The 21,524-nt window shown below is 70.9% G+C and carries 22 protein-coding genes; 15 read left to right on the top strand and 7 right to left on the bottom strand.

All coding sequences use genetic code 11. The annotated features are described in order from the left end of the window. The first annotated feature begins 16 nt into the window (after positions 1-16). Both OG385_RS09150 and OG385_RS09145 read left to right on the top strand, forming a co-directional pair. On the top strand, positions 17-502 hold the full coding sequence (locus tag OG385_RS09150; RefSeq protein ID WP_266853519.1) for an aromatic-ring-hydroxylating dioxygenase subunit beta: 486 nt from the start codon (positions 17-19) through the stop codon (positions 500-502). Next, complete coding sequence (locus OG385_RS09145; RefSeq protein WP_266853518.1) at positions 502-771, top strand: ferredoxin; 270 nt, start codon at positions 502-504, stop codon at positions 769-771. Before OG385_RS09150 ends, OG385_RS09145 begins: the two co-directional genes overlap by 1 nt. 203 nt (positions 772-974) lie before the next feature. Here the strand turns inward: OG385_RS09145 and OG385_RS09140 are convergent, their stop codons facing one another. From OG385_RS09140 to OG385_RS09130, 3 genes are all read right to left on the bottom strand, one after another. Continuing rightward, a complete protein-coding gene (locus OG385_RS09140; RefSeq protein WP_266853516.1) occupies positions 975-2,045 on the bottom strand; it encodes an alpha/beta fold hydrolase in 1,071 nt (356 codons plus the stop codon). 520 nt (positions 2,046-2,565) lie between these two features. Continuing rightward, entirely contained in the window at positions 2,566-3,147 is a 582-nt protein-coding gene (locus OG385_RS09135) for a Uma2 family endonuclease (RefSeq protein ID WP_266853514.1), read from the bottom strand. 86 nt (positions 3,148-3,233) lie between these two features. Next, the gene (locus OG385_RS09130) at positions 3,234-3,566 is read right to left on the bottom strand and encodes a YkvA family protein (protein ID WP_266853512.1); all 333 of its coding nucleotides are present in this window, start codon (positions 3,564-3,566) and stop codon (positions 3,234-3,236) included. Between the two features lie 155 nt (positions 3,567-3,721). On the opposite strand from OG385_RS09130, the gene OG385_RS09125 reads away from it, so the two are divergent. The 8 genes from OG385_RS09125 (at position 3,722) to OG385_RS09090 (ending at position 11,591) form a co-directional block, all read left to right on the top strand. Continuing rightward, positions 3,722-4,165 carry a MarR family winged helix-turn-helix transcriptional regulator gene (locus tag OG385_RS09125; protein WP_266853510.1) on the top strand — a complete coding sequence of 148 codons (444 nt, stop codon included), beginning with the start codon at positions 3,722-3,724 and terminating at the stop codon, positions 4,163-4,165. Between the two features lie 11 nt (positions 4,166-4,176). After that, positions 4,177-5,733: an MFS transporter gene (locus OG385_RS09120; protein ID WP_266853508.1), complete on the top strand. Its 1,557-nt coding sequence runs from the start codon at positions 4,177-4,179 to the stop codon at positions 5,731-5,733. 8 nt (positions 5,734-5,741) lie between these two features. Continuing rightward, positions 5,742-6,293 (top strand): isochorismatase family protein, encoded by a 552-nt coding sequence (locus tag OG385_RS09115; RefSeq protein ID WP_266853506.1) that lies wholly within the window; start codon positions 5,742-5,744, stop codon positions 6,291-6,293. Between the two features lie 304 nt (positions 6,294-6,597). Next, entirely contained in the window at positions 6,598-7,350 is a 753-nt protein-coding gene (locus OG385_RS09110; RefSeq protein WP_266853504.1) for a GntR family transcriptional regulator, read from the top strand. 321 nt (positions 7,351-7,671) lie between these two features. Next, positions 7,672-7,854 carry an SPOR domain-containing protein gene (locus OG385_RS09105; RefSeq protein WP_266853503.1) on the top strand — a complete coding sequence of 61 codons (183 nt, stop codon included), beginning with the start codon at positions 7,672-7,674 and terminating at the stop codon, positions 7,852-7,854. Positions 7,855-7,934: 80 nt separating this feature from the next. Further along, positions 7,935-8,339: a (deoxy)nucleoside triphosphate pyrophosphohydrolase gene (locus OG385_RS09100; RefSeq protein ID WP_266853501.1), complete on the top strand. Its 405-nt coding sequence runs from the start codon at positions 7,935-7,937 to the stop codon at positions 8,337-8,339. A 179-nt stretch (positions 8,340-8,518) separates the two neighbouring features. Beyond that, a complete protein-coding gene (locus OG385_RS09095) occupies positions 8,519-8,923 on the top strand; it encodes an ATP-binding protein (RefSeq protein WP_266853500.1) in 405 nt (134 codons plus the stop codon). Between the two features lie 154 nt (positions 8,924-9,077). Then, on the top strand, positions 9,078-11,591 hold the full coding sequence (locus tag OG385_RS09090) for a SpoIIE family protein phosphatase (protein ID WP_266853498.1): 2,514 nt from the start codon (positions 9,078-9,080) through the stop codon (positions 11,589-11,591). A gap of 63 nt (positions 11,592-11,654) precedes the next feature. Here OG385_RS09090 and OG385_RS09085 read toward each other — a convergent pair whose 3' ends face one another. Continuing rightward, positions 11,655-12,554, bottom strand: a complete 900-nt coding sequence (locus tag OG385_RS09085; protein WP_266853496.1) for a LysR family transcriptional regulator — start codon at positions 12,552-12,554, stop codon at positions 11,655-11,657. A 267-nt stretch (positions 12,555-12,821) separates the two neighbouring features. Here OG385_RS09085 and OG385_RS09080 point away from each other — a divergent pair, with 267 nt between their 5' ends. From OG385_RS09080 to OG385_RS09065, 4 genes are all read left to right on the top strand, one after another. After that, a complete protein-coding gene (locus tag OG385_RS09080; RefSeq protein WP_266853494.1) occupies positions 12,822-14,063 on the top strand; it encodes an MFS transporter in 1,242 nt (413 codons plus the stop codon). 124 nt (positions 14,064-14,187) lie between these two features. Continuing rightward, entirely contained in the window at positions 14,188-15,030 is an 843-nt protein-coding gene (locus tag OG385_RS09075) for a helix-turn-helix transcriptional regulator (protein ID WP_266853493.1), read from the top strand. After that, complete coding sequence (locus OG385_RS09070) at positions 15,012-15,221, top strand: DUF397 domain-containing protein (RefSeq protein WP_266853491.1); 210 nt, start codon at positions 15,012-15,014, stop codon at positions 15,219-15,221. The genes OG385_RS09075 and OG385_RS09070 overlap by 19 nt, the downstream gene beginning before the upstream one ends. A 30-nt stretch (positions 15,222-15,251) precedes the next feature. Continuing rightward, complete coding sequence (locus tag OG385_RS09065) at positions 15,252-15,458, top strand: DUF397 domain-containing protein (RefSeq protein WP_266853490.1); 207 nt, start codon at positions 15,252-15,254, stop codon at positions 15,456-15,458. Here the strand turns inward: OG385_RS09065 and OG385_RS09060 are convergent, their stop codons facing one another. Further along, the gene (locus tag OG385_RS09060) at positions 15,459-17,483 is read right to left on the bottom strand and encodes a TPM domain-containing protein (protein ID WP_266853489.1); all 2,025 of its coding nucleotides are present in this window, start codon (positions 17,481-17,483) and stop codon (positions 15,459-15,461) included. Positions 17,484-17,567: 84 nt separating this feature from the next. Between OG385_RS09060 and OG385_RS09055 the strand changes: the two genes are divergently transcribed. Then, complete coding sequence (locus OG385_RS09055; RefSeq protein ID WP_266853487.1) at positions 17,568-18,656, top strand: hypothetical protein; 1,089 nt, start codon at positions 17,568-17,570, stop codon at positions 18,654-18,656. Positions 18,657-18,720: 64 nt separating this feature from the next. Here OG385_RS09055 and OG385_RS09050 read toward each other — a convergent pair whose 3' ends face one another. Next, complete coding sequence (locus tag OG385_RS09050; RefSeq protein WP_266853485.1) at positions 18,721-19,491, bottom strand: succinate dehydrogenase/fumarate reductase iron-sulfur subunit; 771 nt, start codon at positions 19,489-19,491, stop codon at positions 18,721-18,723. Then, a complete protein-coding gene (locus OG385_RS09045; protein ID WP_266853483.1) occupies positions 19,488-21,524 on the bottom strand; it encodes a fumarate reductase/succinate dehydrogenase flavoprotein subunit in 2,037 nt (678 codons plus the stop codon). The genes OG385_RS09050 and OG385_RS09045 overlap by 4 nt, the downstream gene beginning before the upstream one ends.

Raw genomic sequence — 21,524 nt, 5'->3', positions numbered from 1 at the left:
AAGGCACGACGCCGCTATGTCCACAGTGGTCACGACCCCACCCGGCCTGCGCAGCGAGGTCGAGGACCATTACGTGTCCTACGCCCTGACGATGGACGACAAACGCCCCAATGACTGGGTCGGCCTGTTCCTCGGCACCGGGCTGTACGCCGTCGGCACGCACAACAATGTCTCGACGACCGGCATGTGGTGGTACACCGACCGGGGCCTGGGCGCTCTGAAGGAGCGCGCCGCCTACATGAACGGCTATCTGCGCCACAACCCGACCCGGACCCTGCACACCGTCACCAACGTGCGCGCCCGGGAGACCGAGGACGGCCGGATCAAGGCCGAGGCGTATGTCGTCCTGTACGTCACCGACCGCATCGAAATGTCCCGCTTCCACGTCTGCGGTCGCTACGACGACCTCCTCACGCGGACGGACAGCGGGCTCCGCTTCGTCGAGCACCGCGTCGTCCTCGACGCCGAGACCCTGCCCGGCAACATGGGCGTGCTGCTCTGATGCCGCTGCGCCGGGAGGGCGGGCAGCGACGGGTGGCGCGCGTCGAGGTGGACCTGACCCGTTGCGCGGGGTACGGCCACTGTGTGGATGCCGCTCCCGAGGTCTTCCGGATGAGCGACGTCGCGGAGGTCGCCGAGGTGCTGCGGCCCCGGCCCGGACCCGAACTGGCCGACTCCGTACGCGAAGCGGCGCGGGTCTGCCCGGCCAACGCGGTGTTCCTGTTCAAGGACGGACCGCCGGACCCGGACGGAGACGGGCCGGCCGGTTGAGCGGGTGACCCCGCTGCCTGAGCTTCGCTCGAAGCCGGCGGACGTACGCGTGCCCGATGGCGCCCCTACCAGGGCCATCGGGCACTCGTACGTCCGGCACGGGCCCGCACCGAAGCCCCCGGTCCGCCGCGCCTCGGGGCACGGCCGACCGGGGGCTTCGGTTCAGTGCGGGCTTCCCGTGCGCTCCGGGAGCCGGCCGGCTGTCAGCCGTGTCCGACGACTCGGTCCAGCCAGGACCTGGCCGCCGCCTGGTAGACGCCGGTGTTCGGCACCAGGTTCAGGCCGTGTCCGGAGTGCGGGAGCAGCAGTGCGTCGAAGCTGGGCGCGGAGCTCCAGAACGGCGCCTCCTGGGCGCGCAGAGCCGCCGTCGACGTGCAGTCCTCGTAGCCGGCACCGCACATCAGCGGGTCGTGGTCGCCGAGGGCGAACATGACCGGGACGTTGATCGCCTTGCTGACCGAAGGATCCAAGATGAGCGGGTCGCCCGCCTCACCGAAGACGTTGGCGTCCTTGGTGAGTTCGTCCGTGGCGAGCACACCCGCGTCCATCGGCTGGTCGGCGTAGAAGATGGTCTTGCGGCTGCCCGGCTTGGTGGTGGCGTAGCCCGCGTCGTACTGGTGCCGTCCACCGGTCACCGGGTCGGTGTTCGGGTCCTGGCCGTTCTCGATGATCGCCTGCGTGCCCGCCGGGTTGTTGTAGTGGCCCAGGGCGGTGACCAGCAACGCGTCGACGTCGTGGAACGTGGATGCCTCGATCTCCGACACCGCGGAGCCGAGGGAGTAGCCGCCCATCACCACCTTGCTGAAGCCGGTTCCGCCTATTCGGCCGGCCCGCAAGTCCTGTACGACCTTGTGCATTTGGCCGGCCTCGACGGTCAGGTTCAACTCGGAGCTCGGCGGGACGGTGCTCTTGCCGGCGCCGAGCCGGTCGACGACGAAGGTGGCGTACCCGGCCCGGTTCAGCATCCGGCTGAACGAGTAGGTGTCCGGCTTATAAGGGAAATCCCAGTAGTTGTGGTTGTAGGTGGCGCCGTGCACCATCGTCACCACGGTGCTCGGTGACGTCCCGGCCGGACGGCACAGCTCGCCCCACATCTGCCCGGTGCCCGAGCCCAGCGGGACGTCGACGGTAGTGGCCTGGCAGTTGGGGGCGGTGGGTTCGGAGGCGGGAGCGGAACCCGCCACGCCGATCGAGAGAAGCGTCACCGCGGCAGATAGCGCCGCGACGCGCCGTAATGCGGAGACCGTCCGCTTCTTCATCGAGTTCGTCCTCACTTAGTCGAATCTGTCGGGACTGGCGGCTGGTGCCGATCGGACCGATCGGACCGATCGGACTGGCCGGATCGATCCGGACATTGCCGATATCGCTGTTCCGTATTCGGAGAAAGGGAGGGAAGTATCCGGAAGTCCATTTCCGGTACCGAGTCTCACAGCGTCGGCGCGAAAACCCGTTCGTGCTGCGTCGGTCTGCTGGCGAGCAGGAACGGGAAAATGGGATCGCGCACGCGTTGAATCCCCCCTGGGACGGCCGCAATCGGGCCTGCGATACTGCGCGAGCATAATCTCCCGATGTCGCGCCCGGATACCCTTTCCAGCGGTCGAATTCCGCCCGGCGGGATTCCCGACGCGCCTGCACCCGACGCCGCTTGCACCGGGTGTGCCGCGCCCCGTGTGCCGCGCGCCTGCGCCGATGGCCTCGAACCCGTCGTCCCCCGCCGTGACGCGCTACCGCGACCCCCGCCCCGACAGATCAGCGGAGTCTGCGGTGTCCAACGTCCCCTGGAGTCAGGTGAAGTCAGAACTTTCTGCCGGGTGCGAGACGGTCCAGGTCGATCTTGACGTCGACGGGCACCGTCCGCCTCAGTACGCCACGTACGATTCCGGCCGGGACGTATGTCCCGGTCGGACCATCCAACTCGTATACGTGCGCGACGGGGGCGGAACTCTCGTCCTCGACGCGCCAGTAGTGTCCGATCCCGGCCTCGGCGTACTTGCGCAGCTTGACCGTGCGATCGCGGTGGGCGGACTCGGGTGACACGACTTCGACCACGAGCAGTACATCCGCCGGTGCGTACCACGTCCGGTCCGGATCGTACGGAGCGCTGGTCAGCAGAAGGTCCGGCTCGGGGCGGTTGCGCGCGTCCAGGCGGATCGTCATCTCCCGCTCGACCTCGATACCGTCCGGTGCCTGCTGCATCAGCGCCGCGGTCAGGCCAGTGACGACGCGGCCGTGCCACGACCGCTGGGGGGACATCAGGAAGACGAGCGCTCCGTCGATCAGCTCGGTGTGGCGTGGTGCTTCCGGCAGCCGGTCCAGGTCCTCCGCATACCAGCCCTCGGCGCGAGGCGGGAGCATCCAGTCGGGGAGCGCGGTCATGCTCCAACCGTAGCGGTCATGCTGTCCGTCGGCCATGAGATCCCTTGCAGGTGGCGAGGAGCCGCGAAGGCCCGGCCGTCGTTCGGTTACGGGGCCTGCGGCCCTGCCGGGCCGAATTCTCCAGCCGGGTGTCCGGGCTTCCGCTGCACTCCCCGGCGGGCCGCCCGCTCCAGTGAGTGCAGCGCGAACAGCAGGACGCCGATGTCGTCCAGGTAGACCGGATCGGGGAGCAGGTCCACCGGGCTGATGGTGTAGATCAGCGCACCCCAGAAGGCGAGCTTGTTCTGGAGGGGGATGCCCGCGTCGCGCAGGAAGCGCCGGGCGCGGAACAGGCGTACGGCGAGGACGACCGTGACTGCCAGCGTTGCCAGGAGTACGAGCGCGACGAGTGCCAGCAGCGCCTTCGAGTGGAAGTCCATGGGGGTACGGCTACCCGGCGGCCGGAACGCCACGCTGATGCGGGTGCTGCGGTGGGCGCGGAGGTGGACAGAAGTAGGTGGACAGAAGTAGATGGGCAGAAGTAGATGGGCAGGGAAACTTGCAAGGCTACCTGTCTACCTTTTACGGTGATGCCATGGCCACCTCCCACGACGACCCCAGTCCCGAGCAGATCGCAGCCGAGCTCGCGGTCGTTCTCGGGCACGTCGCACGGCGGCTGCGGCAGACGTCGCCCGGGCTTGAGCTGACGCACTCGCAGCGGTCGGCCCTCTCCCTGCTGGACCGGGAGGGGCCGATGACCACGGCCGCACTGGCGCGCGCCGAACTGGTCAGGCCGCAGTCCATGCGACTGACCGTCGCCGCCCTGGAGGCCCGGGAACTGGTGGGGCGCGCCCCCGACCCGAGGGACGGACGGCAGTCCGTCATGTCGCTCACCCATCTCGGCCGCCGCACGCTCGAAGGCGTACGCGCCGACAAGCAGGGCTGGCTCGCGCTCGCCATCAGCGACGAACTGGACTCGGCAGAGCGACGCACGCTCACCGACGCCGTCGCGCTGCTCGAACGGCTGGTGCAGAGGTGACGGATGCGGACATGGACGCGGACACGGACACGGACACGGACACGGACACGGACACGGACACGGACACGGACACGGACACGGACACAGGCGATGCGGGCACAGGCGATGCGCACATAGGCACGGACGCAGTCACCGGCGCGGACACGGACACCCGTCGAGCCACCGGGCCGGTCCCCGCCACCGGGTCGGCCGCCGACGCCGGGTTCGGGGGCCGCCTCACCGCCCCCCTGCTGCTCGGCTCGTTGCTCAATCCGCTCAACACCACCATGATCTCCACCGCCCTGGTGTCGATCGGCCACCACTTCGGGATCGGCGCATCCAGCACCGTCTGGCTGGTGTCCGTGCTCTACCTGGCCAGCGCCGTCGCCCAGCCCGTGCTCGGCAGGCTCGCCGATTCGATCGGCCCGCGCCGGGTGTTCCTCGCCGGGCTGGCCGTCGTGGCCGCCTCCGGGCTCGTCGGTGCTTTCGCGCCCGGCTTCGGCTGGCTGATCGCCTCCCGGCTGCTCCTCGGAATCGGCACGTCCGCCGCCTATCCGGCTGCCATGGCCGTACTGCGTTCCGAGTCCCGCAGGCTCGGACGCCCGACCCCCCGTACCGTCCTGGGCCGCCTCTCCTTCGCCGCGCTCGGCAGCGCGGCGGTCGGTCCCACCCTCGGCGGGCTGCTCGTCGCGACCTGGGGCTGGCGGGCGATCTTCGCCGTCAATGTGCCGCTCGCGTTCGTCGCCTTCGTCTGTGCCATGTGGTGGATCCCGAAGGACGACGGCCGGCGGGCGGTCGCGGGCACCGGCGACCGCGCGACGCGCGAACCCGCCGGGCTCGACCCGCTCGGCATCGTGCTCTTCACCGGCACCCTCACCGCCCTGGTCTTCTTCCTCCTCGACCTGGCCCACCCGGTGTGGTGGCTGCTCGGCCCCGTCGCCGTCCTCGCCGCCGCCCTCACCCGGTGGCAGCTGCGGTGCCCGAACCCCTTCATCGATCTGCGGATGCTCGGCCGCAACCACGCACTCGCCCGCACCTACCTCCGCCACGGTCTGAGCTATCTCGTCATCTACTGCGTGATGTACGGATTCACCCAGTGGCTGGAGGAGGGCCGCGGCTTCTCCTCCCTGCACACCGGTCTGCTGATGCTTCCCATGTCGGTGGCCGCGCTGGTGTGTTCGCTGCTCGGAGCCCGTACGAAGGGGATCCGGGCCCCGCTCGTCACCGCCGCCGTCCTGGTCACGGCGGGCAGCGCCCTGCTGATCCTCGCCACCGGCGCCACCCCGGTCGCCGTACTGCTACTCACCGGCGCCTGCTTCGGCATCCCGCAGGGGCTGATCGGCACCAGTAACCAGGCCGCCGTCTATCAGTACGCACCCGCCGACGCCGTCGGCTCGGCCGCCGGCCTCCAGCGGACCGCCCAGTACATCGGCGCCATCACGGCCTCCAGCCTCATCGCCCTCGCCTACGGGCAGCGGGCGAGCGACGGCGGACTGCACCTGATGGCCGCCGTCTCCGTTGTCCTCGGTCTGGTGCTCGTCGCACTGACCGTCTCCGACCGGGCGCTCCGTGCCCGTAACCGAAAGTGAGCCACTCCATGACAGCCACCACCCTCGACACCCGGACCGCGCTGATCCTCGTCGATCTCCAGAAGGGCATCGTCGGCCTGCCGACCGCGCACCCCGCCGCCGAGATCGTCGAGCGTGCCGCGCGGCTGGCCGACGCCTTCCGCGCGCACGACCTGCCGGTCGTCCTCGTACGCGTCACGGGCGGTGCGCCCGGCCGTAACGAGTCGCCCGCCGGGCAGGGCACGCCCCCGGCGGACTGGGCCGATCTGGTCCCCGAGCTGAACCAGCAGGACAGCGACATCGTCGTCACCAAGCAGACCTGGGGCGCCTTCTACGGAACCGACCTCGACATGCAGCTCCGTCGCCGGGGCATCACCCAGGTCGTCCTGGCCGGGATCGCCACGGCCATCGGCGTCGAGTCGACGGCCCGCTCGGCGCAGGAGCACGGGTACCACGTGACCGTCGCCACCGACGCCGTCACCGACATGGACCCGGAGGCCCACCGCAACGCCGTCGAGCGGATCTTCCCGCGCCTCGGCGAGACGGACACCACGGACGCGGTCATCAAGCTGCTCGGCTGATCGCCTGCCGCTCACCTGCCGCGGTGACGGCGCACCGGCGTTCACCGCCGTTGCGGCGCACGGCTGTTCTTCCCGCCCGGTACGGAAGCCGGGGCCGGGAGCCGTGCGCCGCAGCCGCAGCCGCAGCCGCAGCCGCAGCCGCAGCCGCAGCCGCAGCCGCAGCCGCAGCCGCATCCGTCGTGCTGGTGGAGGGTTTCGCCGGGCACCCTTCATCACTTCGGGTGAAACCCTGGCCCCTGCTTGCGGCCAACAACCCACGGTTGTCACGCTGTTGCGGTCTGTCAACCTGCATGGGGAGTGGCCAGTGACTTTCGGTGAGCAGCCGGCCTATCTGCGCGTCGCGAGTGATCTTCGGCAGAAGATCACCGACGGTTCGCTGCCACCGCACACGAGACTGCCCTCACAGGCCCGCATCCGCGAGGAGTACGGGGTCTCCGACACGGTGGCTCTCGAAGCGCGCAAGGTGCTGATGGCCGAGGGGCTGGTCGAGGGCCGCTCCGGTTCGGGTACGTATGTCCGGGAGCGGCTCGTCCCGCGCCGTATCGCCCGCTCCGGCTACCGGCTGCCGGAGGGCGCGACGCCGTTCCGTCAGGAGCAGGCCGACGAGAGCGTGCGCGGCACCTGGGAGTCCAGCAGCGAGCAGGACGTCGCGGACACCGACATCGCACTGCGGCTCGCCATCCCGCCGGGCGAGCGGGTGATGCGCACGCGGTACGTCTACCGCGACGCAGGCGAAACGATGATGCTGTCCACCTCCTGGGAGCCGCTGGGGATCACCGGGCGCACACCGGTGATGCTCCCCGAGGAGGGCCCGCTCGGCGGCTGCGGCGTCGTCGAACGGATGGCCGCGATCGACATCGTCGTGGACAACGTCGTCGAGGAGGTCGGCGCCCGGCCCGGTCTGGCCGAGGAACTGCTGACACTCGGCGGGGTGCCCGGTCATGTGGTGGTCGTCATCTCCCGTACGTACTACGCGTCGGGGCGTGCGGTGGAGACCGCGGACATCGTCGTCCCGGCCGACCGCTACCGCATCGCGTACCACCTGCCGGTGAAGTGATCCGCCGGACCGGTTGACGCCGCAGGGCCGGGGATGCCGCTCCCTGAACGGGAGTTGGGCGGAGCCATGCCCGAATCCGTTGCGGCGCCTGCTCTCTTGGGTAACTGAAGGGTGTCCGTGGTGTGCCCCGGGGCGGGCCCCCGGCGGTGCCTGGCGCTCCGCCGTGTACTCAATGGAAATTGCAGAGTGGCTTGATGCGTACCTCTTTGTGAAAACACGTATTCGCTCAGTAAGGGTCAGGCGTACGCTCGGGCATATGCAGACTGCGGTTTCCTGGGGATTAGAGATGGCCTGCACGCCGGCGTACGACGGGGGCACGCGATGACGGACAGCGGGAACGCCATGCTCCCGTGGCAGGTCATACGAGAGGACGACAACGGCAATCGCTATCGCGTCGGAAGGTACGCGACGAGGGACGAGGCGCAGCAGACCGCCGACACCCTCGGTGCCCGTGGGCACCGGCAGATGTACTGGATCGAACGCATCGGCCAGAGTGTGCAGTAGAGCGCGGTAGCGGCCCCGCGGCGGGTGTTCGGGTCCTGGTGGGCCGGGGGCGCCCGCCGGGGTCTCGGTAGGCTCGCCCCATGGCTGATCGCGTCGTCGTGGGTGGAGCGTTGTACGACCAGGGGCGGCTGCTCGCCGCGCGCCGCAGCGCGCCGCCCGAGCTCGCGGGCCGCTGGGAGCTGCCCGGCGGGAAGCTGGAGCCGGGGGAGAGCGCCGGGCAGGCGCTGGTGCGTGAGCTGCGCGAGGAACTGGGCGTCGAGACGGAGCCGCTGGAGCGCATCCCCGGCGAATGGCCGCTCGGCCGGGGCTTCGTGCTGCAGGTGTGGACCGCACGGCTGATCTCCGGTGAGGTGCGTCCGCTGGAGGACCACGACGAGCTGCGGTGGCTCGGGCCGGACGAGATCGGCACCGTGGACTGGCTGGACCAGGACCGCCCCGCGGTGGCCGAGGCGGCGCGCCGCCTGAGGGGCGGGCTCCACGAGTGACGCGCGGACGGAGCCGCGCGCACCGCGCCCGACAGGTGCGCGTAGGCGCGCGCCGATGTGCGCCGTTAGTGGCCCTGTAGGGCATATGGCACGGCATTGTCGATATCTGCGAGTAATACAGGGTATGTGCTGGTTAGTACCTGTTCGTCAGTGCGCATGTCCGTGCTCGGCCTGGGGAAGTGATCGGCTTGATCGGCACCGAAGGCGGATGCGCCGAGTGGACTTTCCCCGCCGAGCCCGATGCCGTACGCGTCGCGCGCCGGGCGGTTCGGGACACTCTGCGCACCTGGGAGCTCGACGGTGCCTTCGGTGACGTCGCCACGCTGCTCGTGAGTGAGCTGGTCACCAACTCCATGCGGCACGCGTCCGGCCCGATCGGTGTCAGGGTCGCGCGACTGGATCAAGCCACGCTGCGGGTGGAGGTTTCCGATCCGATTCCGGATCCGCCCCGCGAGAGGACGGCAGGGCCCGACGACGAGAGTGGCCGGGGAATGCAGCTCGTGGCCTGTTCGGCGAAGCGTTGGGGGACGGCGCGCGGCAGATCGGGCAAGACGGTGTGGTTCGAGCTGGCCCAGCCTGGTTAGGAGAAGGGTGGGACGCGATCGCGGTCGAAGTGTCCGAAAGTGACTGAGACCGTGCTGTGATCGTGAACGCCGTGTCGCTGGGGTCCGTAGTGCTGAATACTGCGGGTGCCACCTTGGTCGGTTCGGTGCGTGGTGAGCTGGAGGGGACGGTCGCGTGAGCGATATATCCGGTGCGACGGGCGATGTCGTATGGCAGAGCAGTCCGCCCGGTTCGATCTATGACTACATCAGGGTTGCGTCGTTCTCGATCGGGTCCGACGGGCTGGTGGAGCAGTGGAGCAAGCGGGCCGAAGAGCTGTTCGGGGTGGACGCACGCGACGCCGTGGGCGTGGACCCGGTCGAGGTCTTCCTGCCCGTGGAGTTGCGCGGCAGAGGGCACGGCGCGGTCACCGAAATCCTCGACGGCAAGGAGTGGACCGGTCTGGTCCCCTTCCGGATGCCGGACCGGCCGGAGACACAGGGGCTCGCCGAGCTCTATGTGATGCCCACGGAGACGGCCGACGGTGGAAGGGCCGCTGTCTGCATCATTGTTGACGTCAGGGTGCTGCGCCGGATCGAAACCGACCTCGCGTCCTCGCAGGCCATATTCGGCCAATCTCCTTTCGGCTTCCTGCTGTTCGGTACGGACCTCACGGTGCGCCGTGTCAACAAGCGGTTCGCGGAGCTTTTCGGCGACGAGGTCGCGGAGCACCGCGGCCGTACGGTCCACGACTATCTCGCCCGCGCCGAGGCCGACCGGATGACGGCGGCGCTGAAGCGGGTCCTGGAGTCCGGACGTCCCGTCACCGACCTCCAGCTGATCGGCTCGGCGCCGGGCAGCTCCGAGCGCAGGCACTGGTCGGTCAACCTCTACCGCGTGCACAGCGGGGCGGGCCTCCCCATCGGTGTCGCCGGTCTGGGGACCGATGTCACCCGCCGTCATGTCGCGGCCCGCGAGGCCGCCAACGCCCGGCGCAATCTCGCCCTGCTCAACGAGGCGGGCGCCCGGATAGGGAACTCGCTCGATCTGGAGACCACCGCCCGGGAACTCCTCGACGTGTCCGTCCCCGGCTTCTGCGACCTGGCGTCCGTCGACCTGTACCAGGGCCTGCTGGCCGGTGACGAGTCCCCGAAGGGCAGCGCGGACGGCAGCGCCGAGCTGCGCCGCGTCGCCTATGCCAGCGCTGTCTCCGACGTCCTGCTGAAGGAGGCGGACGACGGTCCTGCGCTGGGCGCCGTCCACCGCTACGCCTTCCACTCGCCGTGCGCGAGCGCTCTGCGCACCGGCAAGGTGCGCTCCGTACCGGGCTCCCAGGGCAGCCACGTACAGTCCACCCTCGCCGTGCCGATGGTGGCCCATGACACGGTGGTCGGTCTGGTGCAGTTCTCCCGGACGAAGGGGAGCGAGCCGTTCGGGGAGCGGGACCGTTCGCTGGCCGTGGAGCTGGCCGCCCGCGCCGCCGTCTGTATGGACAACGCCCGGCTGTACCGGCGCGAACACGAACGCGCCCTGATACTCCAGCGTTCCCTGCTGCCGCCCGGCGACCCCGAGGCGGCCGGGCTCGACATCGCCTGCCGCTATCTGCCCGGCAACACGGCGAGCGAGGTCGGCGGCGACTGGTTCGACGTCATCGAGCTGCCCGGTCACCGCACCGCGCTGGTCGTCGGCGACGTCATGGGCCACGGGCTGCGGGCCGCCGTCGCGATGGGCGAACTGCGCACCGCCGTACGGACGCTGGCCCTGCTGGACCTGGAGCCCGCCGAAGTACTCGAAGCGCTGGACGAGATCGCCCGCGGCCTGGGTACCCCGAGCGGCACCCAGCAGGCTTCGCGCGCCGCGCACAAGACACGTGAGGCCGACCTCTCCGAGGTCTATCTCGCGACCGCCGTCTACGCGGTGTACGACCCGGTCACCCGGCGCTGCACCTTCGCCAACGCCGGGCATCTGCCACCCGTCCTGGTCGAACCGGGCGAACCGGCGCTGCTGCTCGACGTGCCGCCCGGTATGCCGCTGGGCGTCGGCGGCGAACCGTTCGAGGAGGTCGAGGTCGAGATCCCCGAGGGCGCACTCCTCGCGCTCTACACCGACGGCCTGGTCGAGTCCCGCGAACATCCGCTGGACGAGGGCCTGAGCGCCTTCCGCGACGCCCTCACCCACTCGGAGCGCCCGCTCGAAGACGTCTGCGACCACGTGCTCAACACGCTGGACACCTCGCACGGTGAGGACGACATCGCCCTGCTGATGGCGCGTATCCAGGGCCTGCCGTCCGAAGCGGTCGGCGACTGGCAACTGCCCCGCGAACCACGCTCGGTGGGCCGGGCCCGCGAACTGGCCCGGGGGCAGCTGATCTCCTGGGGTCTGGAAGATCTGGTCGACACGACCGAACTCCTGGTCAGCGAACTGGTCACCAACGCCCTGCGGTACGGCGAGGGTGAGATCAGGCTCCGGCTGCTGCTCGACCGCACCCTGGTCTGCGAGGTCTGGGACGCGGGCCTGATCCAGCCCCGCCGGCGTCGCGCCCGCGACACGGACGAGGGGGGCCGGGGGCTTCAGCTGGTCGGAATGCTCAGCGCGGCCTGGGGCTCCCGGCGGACTCCGCGCGGGAAGACGGTCTGGTTCGAACTGGCCCTGCCGGACGGGGCGTCGGCGCCGGAGCTGAGCGTGGAGCAGCTGCTGAGCATGTACTGAGACGGAGAGGGGTTCCGCGCGGGCCGGGCCCCTCGGGGCCTTCCGGCGGGGCGGCCCCCGCCGCTACTCCGACGCCTCATGCGCCGGCGTGTCCGGTGTCCGTTCCCGCAGGAGCTGGAGGAAGGCCCGCGTCGCCGGTGAGGCCCCGGAGGCGCGCCACACCGCCTGGACCGTCCGGGGAGGCACATCGGTCAGCGCCACCGTGCTCACCGCGGGCATCCCGGCGGCCGTCGGCGCCGAGATCAGTCCGATGCCGAAGCCGCGTGCCACCAGCTGTTCCAGCAGCGCCATGGTGTCTGCCTCGAAAGCGACCGTGCGGGGGACACCGGCCGCGGCGAAAGCGGCGTCGTTGTGGCGGCGGAGGCCGGAGCCGGGCGGCATGTCGACCATGTGCTCCTCCGCCAGCCGGGCCGGAGCCACCCGGTCCGCCCCGGCCAGCCGGTGCCCGCGCGGGACGATCGCGACCAGGTCCTCGTGCGCCAGGACCCGCACGGCGAGCCCGGCCGTGCTCTCCGGCCTGCTGTCGACGAAGGCGATGTCGCAGGCGTGCTCGCGCACCTCCCGCAGCAGGTCCCTGACCAGACGGGCGCGGAGTGTGACGCGTACCGCCGGATACCGGTCCCGGTAGGCGCCGAGCAGGTCCGGCAGGTCCACCGCGGCCAGCGGCGTGATGGTGCCGATGCTCAGCCGGCCGCGCACCTCGCTGCCGCACGCGATCACTTCGCTGCGCGCCCGCTCGACGGCCGCCAGCGCTTCCCTGGCAGGGCCCAGGAACACCTCGCCGGCCGGAGTGATCTGCACCCGTCGGCTGGTGCGTTCGAACAGCCGGGTGCCCAACTCGTCCTCAAGCCGGGCGATCTGGTGGCTCAGCGCGGACTGGACCACGAAACAACGGTGTGCCGCGCGGGTGAAGCTGCCGGTCTCGGCGACAGCGACGGCGTAGGTGAGCTGGCGGAGTTCCATGGATTCATCGTGATTCGAGATCGCTGTGATGGCAACCATCTGTTGGACTCATGCACACTGCTCAGCCAGCATGAACGGGAGCCGGAACCGCCCCGCTCCGCAGGTGCTCCGAGAGGGCCCGCGTACGAGCACTCCCGGAAGGAAACGGACGTGGCTTCCTCCCCAGCTTCCTCCCCGACCCCGCAACCGATTTCCCCGTCAGGCACTCAGGACCTCCGTCCGGGCACGGACACCGCCGGTGGCGCCGGACGCGGCACGCTCCTGCTGATGTCCGTGGCCGTGGGACTGTGCGTGGCGAGCAACTACTACGCCCAGCCGCTCCTCGACACCATCGCCCGCGATCTGCACCTGTCGTCCACCGGTGCCTCGCTCGTGGTGACGGTCTCCCAGGTCGGTTACGCCCTGGGCCTCGTCCTGCTGCTGCCACTGGGCGACCTGCTGGAACGCCGCCGGCTGGTCTGCGGGCTGACCCTGGCGACGGCGTGCTCGCTGGCACTGACCGCGATCGCGCCGAACACCGGACTGCTCCTGGCAGGCACCGCACTCACCGGGCTCCTCTCGGTGACGGCGCAGGTCCTGGTGCCGTTCGCCGCGGACCTGGCCGCCCCGCACCAGCGCGGCCGCGCCGTGGGCACGGTGATGAGCGGCCTGGTCCTGGGGATGCTGCTCGCCCGCACCGCGTCCGGTGCGCTGGCCGAGGTCGGCGGCTGGCGCACGGTGTACTGGGTCGCCGCCCTGGCGATGCTCGTACTGACCGCGGCACTCCACCGGGCGCTCCCGCAGTACCGGGGATCCGCAGGCCTCAACTACGGACAGCTGCTGCGCTCCACCGCCCGCCTTCTCGCGGACGAACCGGTGCTGCGCGCACGGGCGTTGATCGGACTGCTGGCGTTCGCCTGCTTCAGCGCGCTGTGGACGTCCCTCGCCTTTCTGCTGTCCGGGCCCGGCTACGGCTGGTCGGACGCCGAGATCGGCCTGCTCGGCCTGGCCGGCGCGGCGGGAGCGATCGCCGCTCAGCTGGCCGGGCGGCTGGCGGACCGCGGACGGACCACCCTGACCACGGTGGCGAGCGCCCTCCTGCTGCTCGGCTCCTGGGGGCTGCTGGCCCTGGGGGCCCACAGCCTGGCCGCGCTGATCGCCGGGATCGTGCTGCTCGACCTGGCGCACCAGGGCGTACACATCACCAACCAGTCACTGATCTACGCCCTGCGGCCGGACTCCCGTGGCCGTATCACCTCCGCCTACATGACGTGCTACTTCGTCGGCGGCGCGCTCGGCTCGGCCCTGGTCGGCACGGTCCACGCGCACGCCGGATGGAACGGGGTGTGCGTGCTGGGCGCCGCGATGGCCTCCCTGCTGTTCCTGGTGTGGGCGTGCAGTACCAGCAAGGTGCAGCAGTGGTGGCGCGGTCAGCCCCGGCTGAGGGCGCTGTGGGCGGTCGCCGGGGCCGCGTGCATGGCGATGTGTGTGCTGCTGCTCCTCGCCCTCGCTGTCCGCCTTCCCGGGTGACGCCGTCCGGGCGCGGGTGCTGCGCGGTTCCGCTGACGGCCCCTCCCGCCATGAACTACGCTGCGTAGCCGGGGCGTTACGGGAAGAACCGTCCGGGTGGGACGGGCGCCCCGGAAGGAGCGCCATGCCGCAACGACGCCTTGTCACCAGCCGCAGCCAGGAGCCGCGTCAGCGGTTCGCGGAAGAGTTACGGAAACTGCGTGCCGAACGCGGGGTCAGCCTGCGGCAGCTCGGCGAGCGCGTCGGCTGGGACTATTCGCTCTTCGGCAAGATGGAGAAGGGCGAGACGCTGGGCGGGCCCGAGGTGGCCCAGGCGCTGGACCATTACTTCGGCACTCAGGGGATGTTGCTGGTCCTGTGGGAGCTGGCGATGCGGGACCGTACGCAGTTCCGGGAGCGGTACCGGCAGTACATGGCGCTGGAGTCGGATGCGACCAGCCTGTGGCACTTTGCGGTGGGATTGCTTCCTGGGCTACTTCAGACCGAAGCCTATGCGCGGGAAGTGCTGGCTGCCGGGCGACTTCTGGGCGAGGAGATCGAGAAGCAGGTGCAGGCTCGGTTGACCCGACGTGAGCTGTTGGACGGGGACTCTGCACCCCAGTTCCGTTCCATTCTCTCGGAGACGGTGCTCCGGACTCCGTTGCGAAACAGGGCCGCCTGGCGTGAGCAGCTGGAGGACTTGGTCGAAATGTCCCAGCGCCCCAGGGTCGCCCTTCAGGTGCTGCTCCACAGCGCCGGTCCACACAGCCTGGCGCACACCGACGTGATGTTTCTGCGAGTGCCCGAAGGTCGCACGGTGGCGTACGTGGAGGGGGCCAGCAAGGGCGAATTGATCGAAGGAACGGCACCCGTCGAGGAACTCCAGCAAATGTACGATTCGGTACGTGACTTGGCGTTGTCCCCGGGCGAGTCGCGTAAACACATCCTGCGCGTGTTGGAGGAAGTACCGTGCGATCCACCGAGCTGAGCGCCCTCCGATGGCGAAAGAGCAGCTACAGCAACTCGGACGGCGGCCAGTGCGTCGAGGTCGCCGCGGGCTGTGGCGCACTCGTGCCGGTCCGCGACAGCAAGAACCCGGACGGTCCTGTGGTCACGTTCGCTGCGGACCGCTGGTCGTCGTTCGTATCCGCCCTGCGGGACGGCGAGTTGAGGGCATGACCGCAGCCTGCGCGTGTTGGAGGTAGTGCCGTGCGATCCGACCTGAGCGCCGTCAAATGGCGAAAGAGCAGCTACAGCAATCAGGACGGCGGCGAGTGCGTCGAGGTCGCCGAGGGCTCCGGCGCAGTCGTGCCGGTCCGCGACAGCAAGGACCCGCATGGGCCGGTGCTCGCGTTCGCCGCAGGTGGCTGGGCGTCGTTCGTCTCCGCCGTCAGGAACGGCGAGTTGCCCGCCTGATCACCGGTCGCCGCGCATCCGCTCGCGGGTTCCGGCGCCGCCGAAGCGGCCCGGGACGCCGCCCGCGCCGAGCGGTCCGCCGAGGATGATGCCGCCCAGGGCCGCGCCGACCGGGTCCCCGGCGTGGTGGCTTCCGTAAGTCCGCACGTCCTGTTCGGCCAGGTACTGGGCCTGTCCGGCCAGTGAGTCGGCCTGCCGGGCGGCGGACAGGGCCTGCCGGGCGTCGGCGGCGGCGAGCGTGCCGGACTCCTCCAGGTGGCGCTGGGCCTCCGCCAGCCGGGTGCGGGCCTGGCTGCCGACCGCGCCGCGGTGGGTCGTGATGAAGTCGGCCGCCACCCCCGTCGTGGAACGTGCCGTCAGGGTGGCTGCTTCGAGGAGTTCGGCGGCCCGGCGGGGGCCCGTCCCGGGCGCCCCGCCCGCCAGCGCCTTGTCCAGTGAGGCGTCGGCCTCCCCGACCCGGCGCAGCGCGTCGACCGGATCGTACGGGCCCGTCCGCTGCTCCTGCCGTACACCGGCCGTGACCGTTTCCGCGCGCGCGATCCGGCCCTGGAGATCGGCCCCCGCGGCCCCTGCGGCGGTGGCCTCGGGAAGGCCGCGGGCCTCCGTCAGGTCCGCCTCCGTCTCGGTGAGCGCACCGGTCAGCCGGACCTCCGCCTCGGCCACCTCCCGGGCCAGCCGGTCGACCGCGTCGATGAGCGTGGCCGCCTGGCCCACCGCGCTCTCCGCGGCCCGTACGTACAGCGCGGCCTCCGCGTGCTCCCCGATGTCCGCTGCCTGCCGGGCCCGGTTGAGGGCGTTCGTCGCGAAGAGCAGCCGGTCCTTGGCCTGTTCGACGTTCCCGGCGACCGGCGCCGATGCCTGTTCCGCGTACCGCTCACGCAGCGCCGTAAGCGTGGACTCGGCGGCTCCGGTACGCCCGGCGGTTGCCCGGAAGGCCGTCTCCACCGCTGCCAGTGCCTGCGGGGCATCCTGTTCCAGGGCGCGCAGCCGGTCGAAGCCCTCGGACTCCTCGTCCAGGCGCCGGCCGGCCTCCGTACACCGGGCGACGAGCTCCTCCAGCATCTGCCGCCGGGCCGGTTCGTCCCCGGGATGCGAGTCGTCGAGCTGCTGGCGGAGCCGGAACGCCGTGGCCAGCTCGCTCCTGGCATACGTCAGCGCCGCCGTGTACGGCTCCACCGCTCCGTCCCCGAACCGGGCGGCGGCCAGGCCCAGCTCCTCCGTACTCGTCCGGACCGCGTCGTCCGTGGTGACCAGCAGCTTCCCGGCCTCCGTGTCGAGCTGGGCCAGTGCGATCCCCTCGGCCTCGCCGCTCCAGCCCTGCTGCTGCGCGCTGCCCGCGGGGGTGGTCCTGCTCTCGGCGCGCCGCCTTCTGCGGGTGTACGCGTAGATCGCCAGACCGCCGACCACGACCACCAGCGCGAGCGGCACCAGCAGGGCGCCGTTGCCCATGCCGACGGTGTGGTGGCCGCCCGGATCGGACGCACCCGGAGTGATGGCCGGGGTGGGGACGGGCTGCCCGGCGACGACCGCGCTGTATCCGTTCGCTGCGCCGATCGCGGTGCCCGCCCAGTCGTGCTGGGCGAGCGGCGGATCGATGGCCGTACGGGCGACGGCCTCCAGCTGGGCATTGGTGAACTTGGTGGTGCCGCTCTGCCCCGTGTACGCGTACTGGCGCGCCTGCGTGCCGATCGCCAGCAGGATGTCGTCCTGGCCCAGGCCGTTGCGGTTCGCCGTGGCCCGAACCCAGTCCTGCGCGGCCCGCCCGGAGAAGTCCCTGACGTAGACGACGAAGAGCTGGATGTGCCGCTTCTCGTACAGCGCGTCGATGGCTCGTGCCACCGCGCCCCTGCGGTCGCCGAGCGCGTTGACCTGGTCGGTGATCTGTCCCTTCGCCGAGAGGACGGGCGGGTCGGCCGCGCGCGCGGCCGGTACCGGGGCCACCAGCAGGAACACCGCGGTGAGCGCCGCGGCCAGCGTGGCGATGACGGCGGTGTGCGGCCGTGCGGATGGCTCGTGCGGCGTCACATGGGGGAGCGTATGGCCGTCCTGGGCGCCCCGCGACCGCAGCTACTCTGTGGGGCCTACCGTACGAGCTCGTGGGGGGCATGGGTGCAGGTGCGACACTTCGGCGGCCGGAACTGGGCCGTCCGGAACTGGGCCGTCCGGAGCAGACGAACGCCGCGAGGACCCAGCCGCACCTGGCTCACCTGGCTCAAGCGGACCGCACTCGGGGTCGCCCTACTCCTTCTCGTCCCCGCGCTCACCGCGGGCATCGCCCTGCGCGCGAACTACGCGGGCGACTACCACGACGGCACCCGCACCCGCGGCCGGGACGCCATCTGGCTCGGCCACGCCTGGGTCGACGGCCGGAAGAAGGACACCGACGTGCAGGCACTCGCGGCCCGGCTGCGGGGGACCGGCCTGCGGGACCTCTATGTGCACGCGGGCCCGCTGGAGCACGACGGCACGCTGCCGCCCGCCCGCTACGCCGGGGCGAAGTGGCTCATCGCCGCCGTGCACCGCGAGCTCCCCGGCGTACGCGTCCAGGCCTGGCTCGGCGACCAGCTGAACACCGAGACCCCGGACGGCCTCGACCTCACCCGGGCCGCGTCCCGCAGCGCCATCGTCGGCTCCGCGCGCGGGATCATCGACGCGGGGTTCGAAGGGACGCACTTCGACCTGGAGCCGCTGCACTCGGGCGACCGCGACTATCTGGCACTTCTCGACCGCCTGCGCACACTCACCAGGGACCGGGGCGTCCTGCTCTCCGTGGCCTCCCACCAGATCGACCCGCTGCCCGCCCTGCACACCGTCGCGGGCACACTCACCGGGCACCCCAAGTACTGGTCGCAGAAGTACTTCGGCGAGGTGGCCCGCCGGGTGGACCAGATAGCCGTCATGTCGTACGACACCGCGCTGCCGCTCCAGAGCCTGTACGGCGGCTATGTCGCCGAGCAGACCGCGCTGGCCCTCGAAGTCACCCCGGAATCAACGGACTTGCTGATGGGGCTGCCCTTCTACCACGAGACCAAGCCCGGTCATCTGGCGTCCGCGGAGACGGTTGCGGCAGCGGTGCGCGGGGTGCGGCTCGCGCTCGGCAGGCAGGACCGCGACCGGGAGCACTTCGGTGTCGCGCTGTACGTCGACTTCGCGGCGACCGAGGCCGACTGGACGGCGTACCGGAAGGGCTGGAACTGACGGGCGCTGGGGCCTGCCGGTCTGCGCCCGGGTGCCTGACCCGGGCACCGGCCCCGGACCCCGCTCACTCGCGGCGGCGGCCGATCTTGTTTCCCAGCCAGACCAGCGGGTCGTACTTCCGGTCCACGGCCCGCTCCTTCAGGGGGATCAGGGCGTTGTCGGTGATCTTGATGCCCTCGGGGCAGACATCCGTGCAGCACTTGGTGATGTTGCAGTAGCCAAGGCCGTGCTCCTCCTGCGCGGTCCGCTTCCGGTCGAGCCCCGCCTCGGCCGCGGCGTCCAGCGGGTGCATGTCCAGCTCGGCGACCCGCATCAGGAACCGCGGGCCTGCGAAGGCCGCCTTGTTCTCCTCGTGGTCGCGCACCACATGGCAGGTGTCCTGGCAGAGGAAGCACTCGATGCACTTGCGGAACTCCTGCGAGCGCTCCACATCCACCTGCTGCATCCGGTACTCGCCCGGCTTCACCCCCTCCGGCGGTACGAACGCCGGCACCTCCCGGGCCTTCGCGTAGTTGAAGGACACATCCGTCACCAGGTCCCGGACGACCGGGAACGCCCGCAGCGGGGTCACCGTGATCGTGTCCGTCCGCGCGAAGACGGACATCCGCGTCATGCACATGAGGCGCGGCCGCCCGTTGACCTCCGCGCTGCACGAACCGCACTTGCCGGCCTTGCAGTTCCAGCGAACCGCCAGATCGGACGCCTGGGTCGCCTGGATGCGGTGGATGATGTCGAGGACCACCTCGCCGTCGTTCACCTCGACGGTGAAGTCCCGCAGCTCCCCGCCGTCCGTGTCCCCGCGCCAGACCCTGAAGCGTGCTTCGTACGAACTCACTCGTACAACTCCTCTTCGGCGAGGTACTTGACCAGCTCATCCCGCTCGAAGAGGGCGAGCAGGTCCTGACGGATCGGCACGGTCTGCTTGCGGACCAGCACGATCTGGCCCGTGTCCGGCTCGGCCGGGGCCGGATCGGCCGCCGCCGGGGCGGCCAGCCGGCACAGCAGATTGATCCCGCGCCAGGTGCGCTCCATGGCGGGCCAGTCCTCGCGGGTGTGCCCGCCGCGGCTCTCGGTCCGCTCCAGCGCGGCGCGCGCGATGCACTCGCTGACCAGCAGCATGTTCCGCAGGTCCAGCGCGAGGTGCCAGCCCGGGTTGAACTGCCGGTGCCCCTCGACCCCGGCCCGGCGGGCCCGTACCCGCAGCGCCGCCAGTTTCTCCAGGGCCTGTTCCATCTCGGCCTCGCGGCGGATGATGCCGACCAGATCGTTCATGGTCTGCTGGAGCTCCTGGTGGAGGGTGTACGGGTTCTCCGCCGCCGCTGCCGGCCCGCTTCCCGCATCGGCGCCCCCGTCATCCGGACTCTCGGCGCTGAAGGGCCGCAACGCCTCGGCGGCCGCCGCGTCGATCCGTTCCTCGTCGACCTGCGGCCGTACGGTGAGCGACGCCGAGTGCCGCGCCGCGTGGAGCCCGGCGCGGCGGCCGAAGACCAGCAGGTCGGAGAGGGAGTTCCCGCCGAGCCTGTTGGACCCGTGCATCCCGCCCGCGACCTCGCCCGCCGCGTAGAGCCCCGGCACCCCGAGCGCGGCCGCGGTCTCCGAGTCGACCGCGATCCCGCCCATCACGTAGTGGCAGGTCGGACCGACCTCCATCGCCTCCGCGGTGATGTCGACATCGGCCAGCTCCCTGAACTGGTGGTACATCGAGGGCAGTCGGCGTTTGATGACCTCGGCGGACATCCGCGTCGACACATCGAGGTAGACCCCGCCGTGCGGTGAGCCGCGGCCCGCCTTGACCTCGGAGTTGATGGCCCGGGCGACCTCGTCGCGCGGCAGCAGCTCGGGCGGGCGGCGGTTGCTGTCCGGGTCCTCGTACCAGCGGTCGCCCTCCTCCTCGGACTCCGCGTACTTCTCCTTGAAGACATCGGGGATGTAGTCGAACATGAACCGCTTGCCCTCGCTGTTGCGCAGCACCCCGCCGTCGCCGCGCACCGACTCGGTGACAAGCAGCCCCTTCACCGAGGGCGGCCAGATCATCCCGGTCGGGTGGAACTGCACGAACTCCATGTTCAGCAGCGGTGCGCCCGCCAGCAGCGCCAGCGCGTGGCCGTCACCGGTGTACTCCCAGGAGTTCGATGTGACCTTGAAGGACTTGCCGATGCCGCCGGTGGCGAGGACCACGCTGGGCGCCTCCAGGACGAAGAACCGGCCCGACTCGCGCTGGTAGCAGAAGGTCCCGGCGACCCGATCGCCCGTGGCGGAGCCGCCGTCCGGCGTGGCCGCGGAGGCGGCGTCCGGGGCGGTCGTGGGGGTGGAGCCGTCCGGCGCCGAGGTGAGGATGCGGGTGACCGTGCACTCCTGGAAGACCTTCAACCGCGCCTCGGGGTCGCCGAATTCGCGCGCGTCCTCCTGCTGGAGCGAGACGATCTTCTGCTGGAGGGTACGGATGAGCTCAAGGCCGGTCCGGTCGCCGACATGGGCGAGCCGCGGGTATTCGTGGCCGCCGAAGTTGCGCTGGGAGATCTTCCCCTCGGGCGTGCGGTCGAAGAGCGCGCCCCAGGTCTCCAGCTCCCAGACCCGGTCGGGGGCCTCCTGGGCGTGCAGCTCGGCCATCCGCCACTGGTTGAGGAACTTCCCGCCGCGCAGGGTGTCGCGGAAGTGCACCTGCCAGTTGTCGCCCGAGTTCACATTGCCCATGGAGGCCGCGATCCCGCCCTCGGCCATGACCGTGTGGGCCTTGCCGAAGAGCGACTTGCAGATCACGGCGGTCCTGGCGCCCTGTTCGCGGGCGGCGATGGCGGCGCGCAGCCCGGCGCCGCCCGCGCCCACGACCACGACGTCCCACTGCTGCCGGTCGAGCTGAGTCGTCAT

The sequence above is a fragment of the Streptomyces sp. NBC_01306 genome, assembly GCF_026340465.1.
Lineage (GTDB): Bacteria > Actinomycetota > Actinomycetes > Streptomycetales > Streptomycetaceae > Streptomyces.
The sequence above is the reverse complement of the archived record's forward strand: the minus strand, read 5'-3'. Positions and strand labels throughout refer to the sequence as shown.

Coding starts and splice junctions, on each gene's coding strand:
- OG385_RS09075 (WP_266853493.1), top strand. CDS start 14,188: ATGCCGCAACGACGCCTTGTCACCAGCCGCAGCCAGGAGCCGCGTCAG.
- OG385_RS09085 (WP_266853496.1), bottom strand. CDS start 12,554: ATGGAACTCCGCCAGCTCACCTACGCCGTCGCTGTCGCCGAGACCGGC.
- OG385_RS09080 (WP_266853494.1), top strand. CDS start 12,822: ATGTCCGTGGCCGTGGGACTGTGCGTGGCGAGCAACTACTACGCCCAG.
- OG385_RS09150 (WP_266853519.1), top strand. CDS start 17: ATGTCCACAGTGGTCACGACCCCACCCGGCCTGCGCAGCGAGGTCGAG.
- OG385_RS09145 (WP_266853518.1), top strand. CDS start 502: ATGCCGCTGCGCCGGGAGGGCGGGCAGCGACGGGTGGCGCGCGTCGAG.
- OG385_RS09125 (WP_266853510.1), top strand. CDS start 3,722: ATGGCCACCTCCCACGACGACCCCAGTCCCGAGCAGATCGCAGCCGAG.
- OG385_RS09130 (WP_266853512.1), bottom strand. CDS start 3,566: ATGGACTTCCACTCGAAGGCGCTGCTGGCACTCGTCGCGCTCGTACTC.
- OG385_RS09100 (WP_266853501.1), top strand. CDS start 7,935: ATGGCTGATCGCGTCGTCGTGGGTGGAGCGTTGTACGACCAGGGGCGG.
- OG385_RS09120 (WP_266853508.1), top strand. CDS start 4,177: ATGGACGCGGACACGGACACGGACACGGACACGGACACGGACACGGAC.
- OG385_RS09105 (WP_266853503.1), top strand. CDS start 7,672: ATGACGGACAGCGGGAACGCCATGCTCCCGTGGCAGGTCATACGAGAG.
- OG385_RS09115 (WP_266853506.1), top strand. CDS start 5,742: ATGACAGCCACCACCCTCGACACCCGGACCGCGCTGATCCTCGTCGAT.
- OG385_RS09135 (WP_266853514.1), bottom strand. CDS start 3,147: ATGACCGCGCTCCCCGACTGGATGCTCCCGCCTCGCGCCGAGGGCTGG.
- OG385_RS09045 (WP_266853483.1), bottom strand. CDS start 21,524: ATGACGACTCAGCTCGACCGGCAGCAGTGGGACGTCGTGGTCGTGGGC.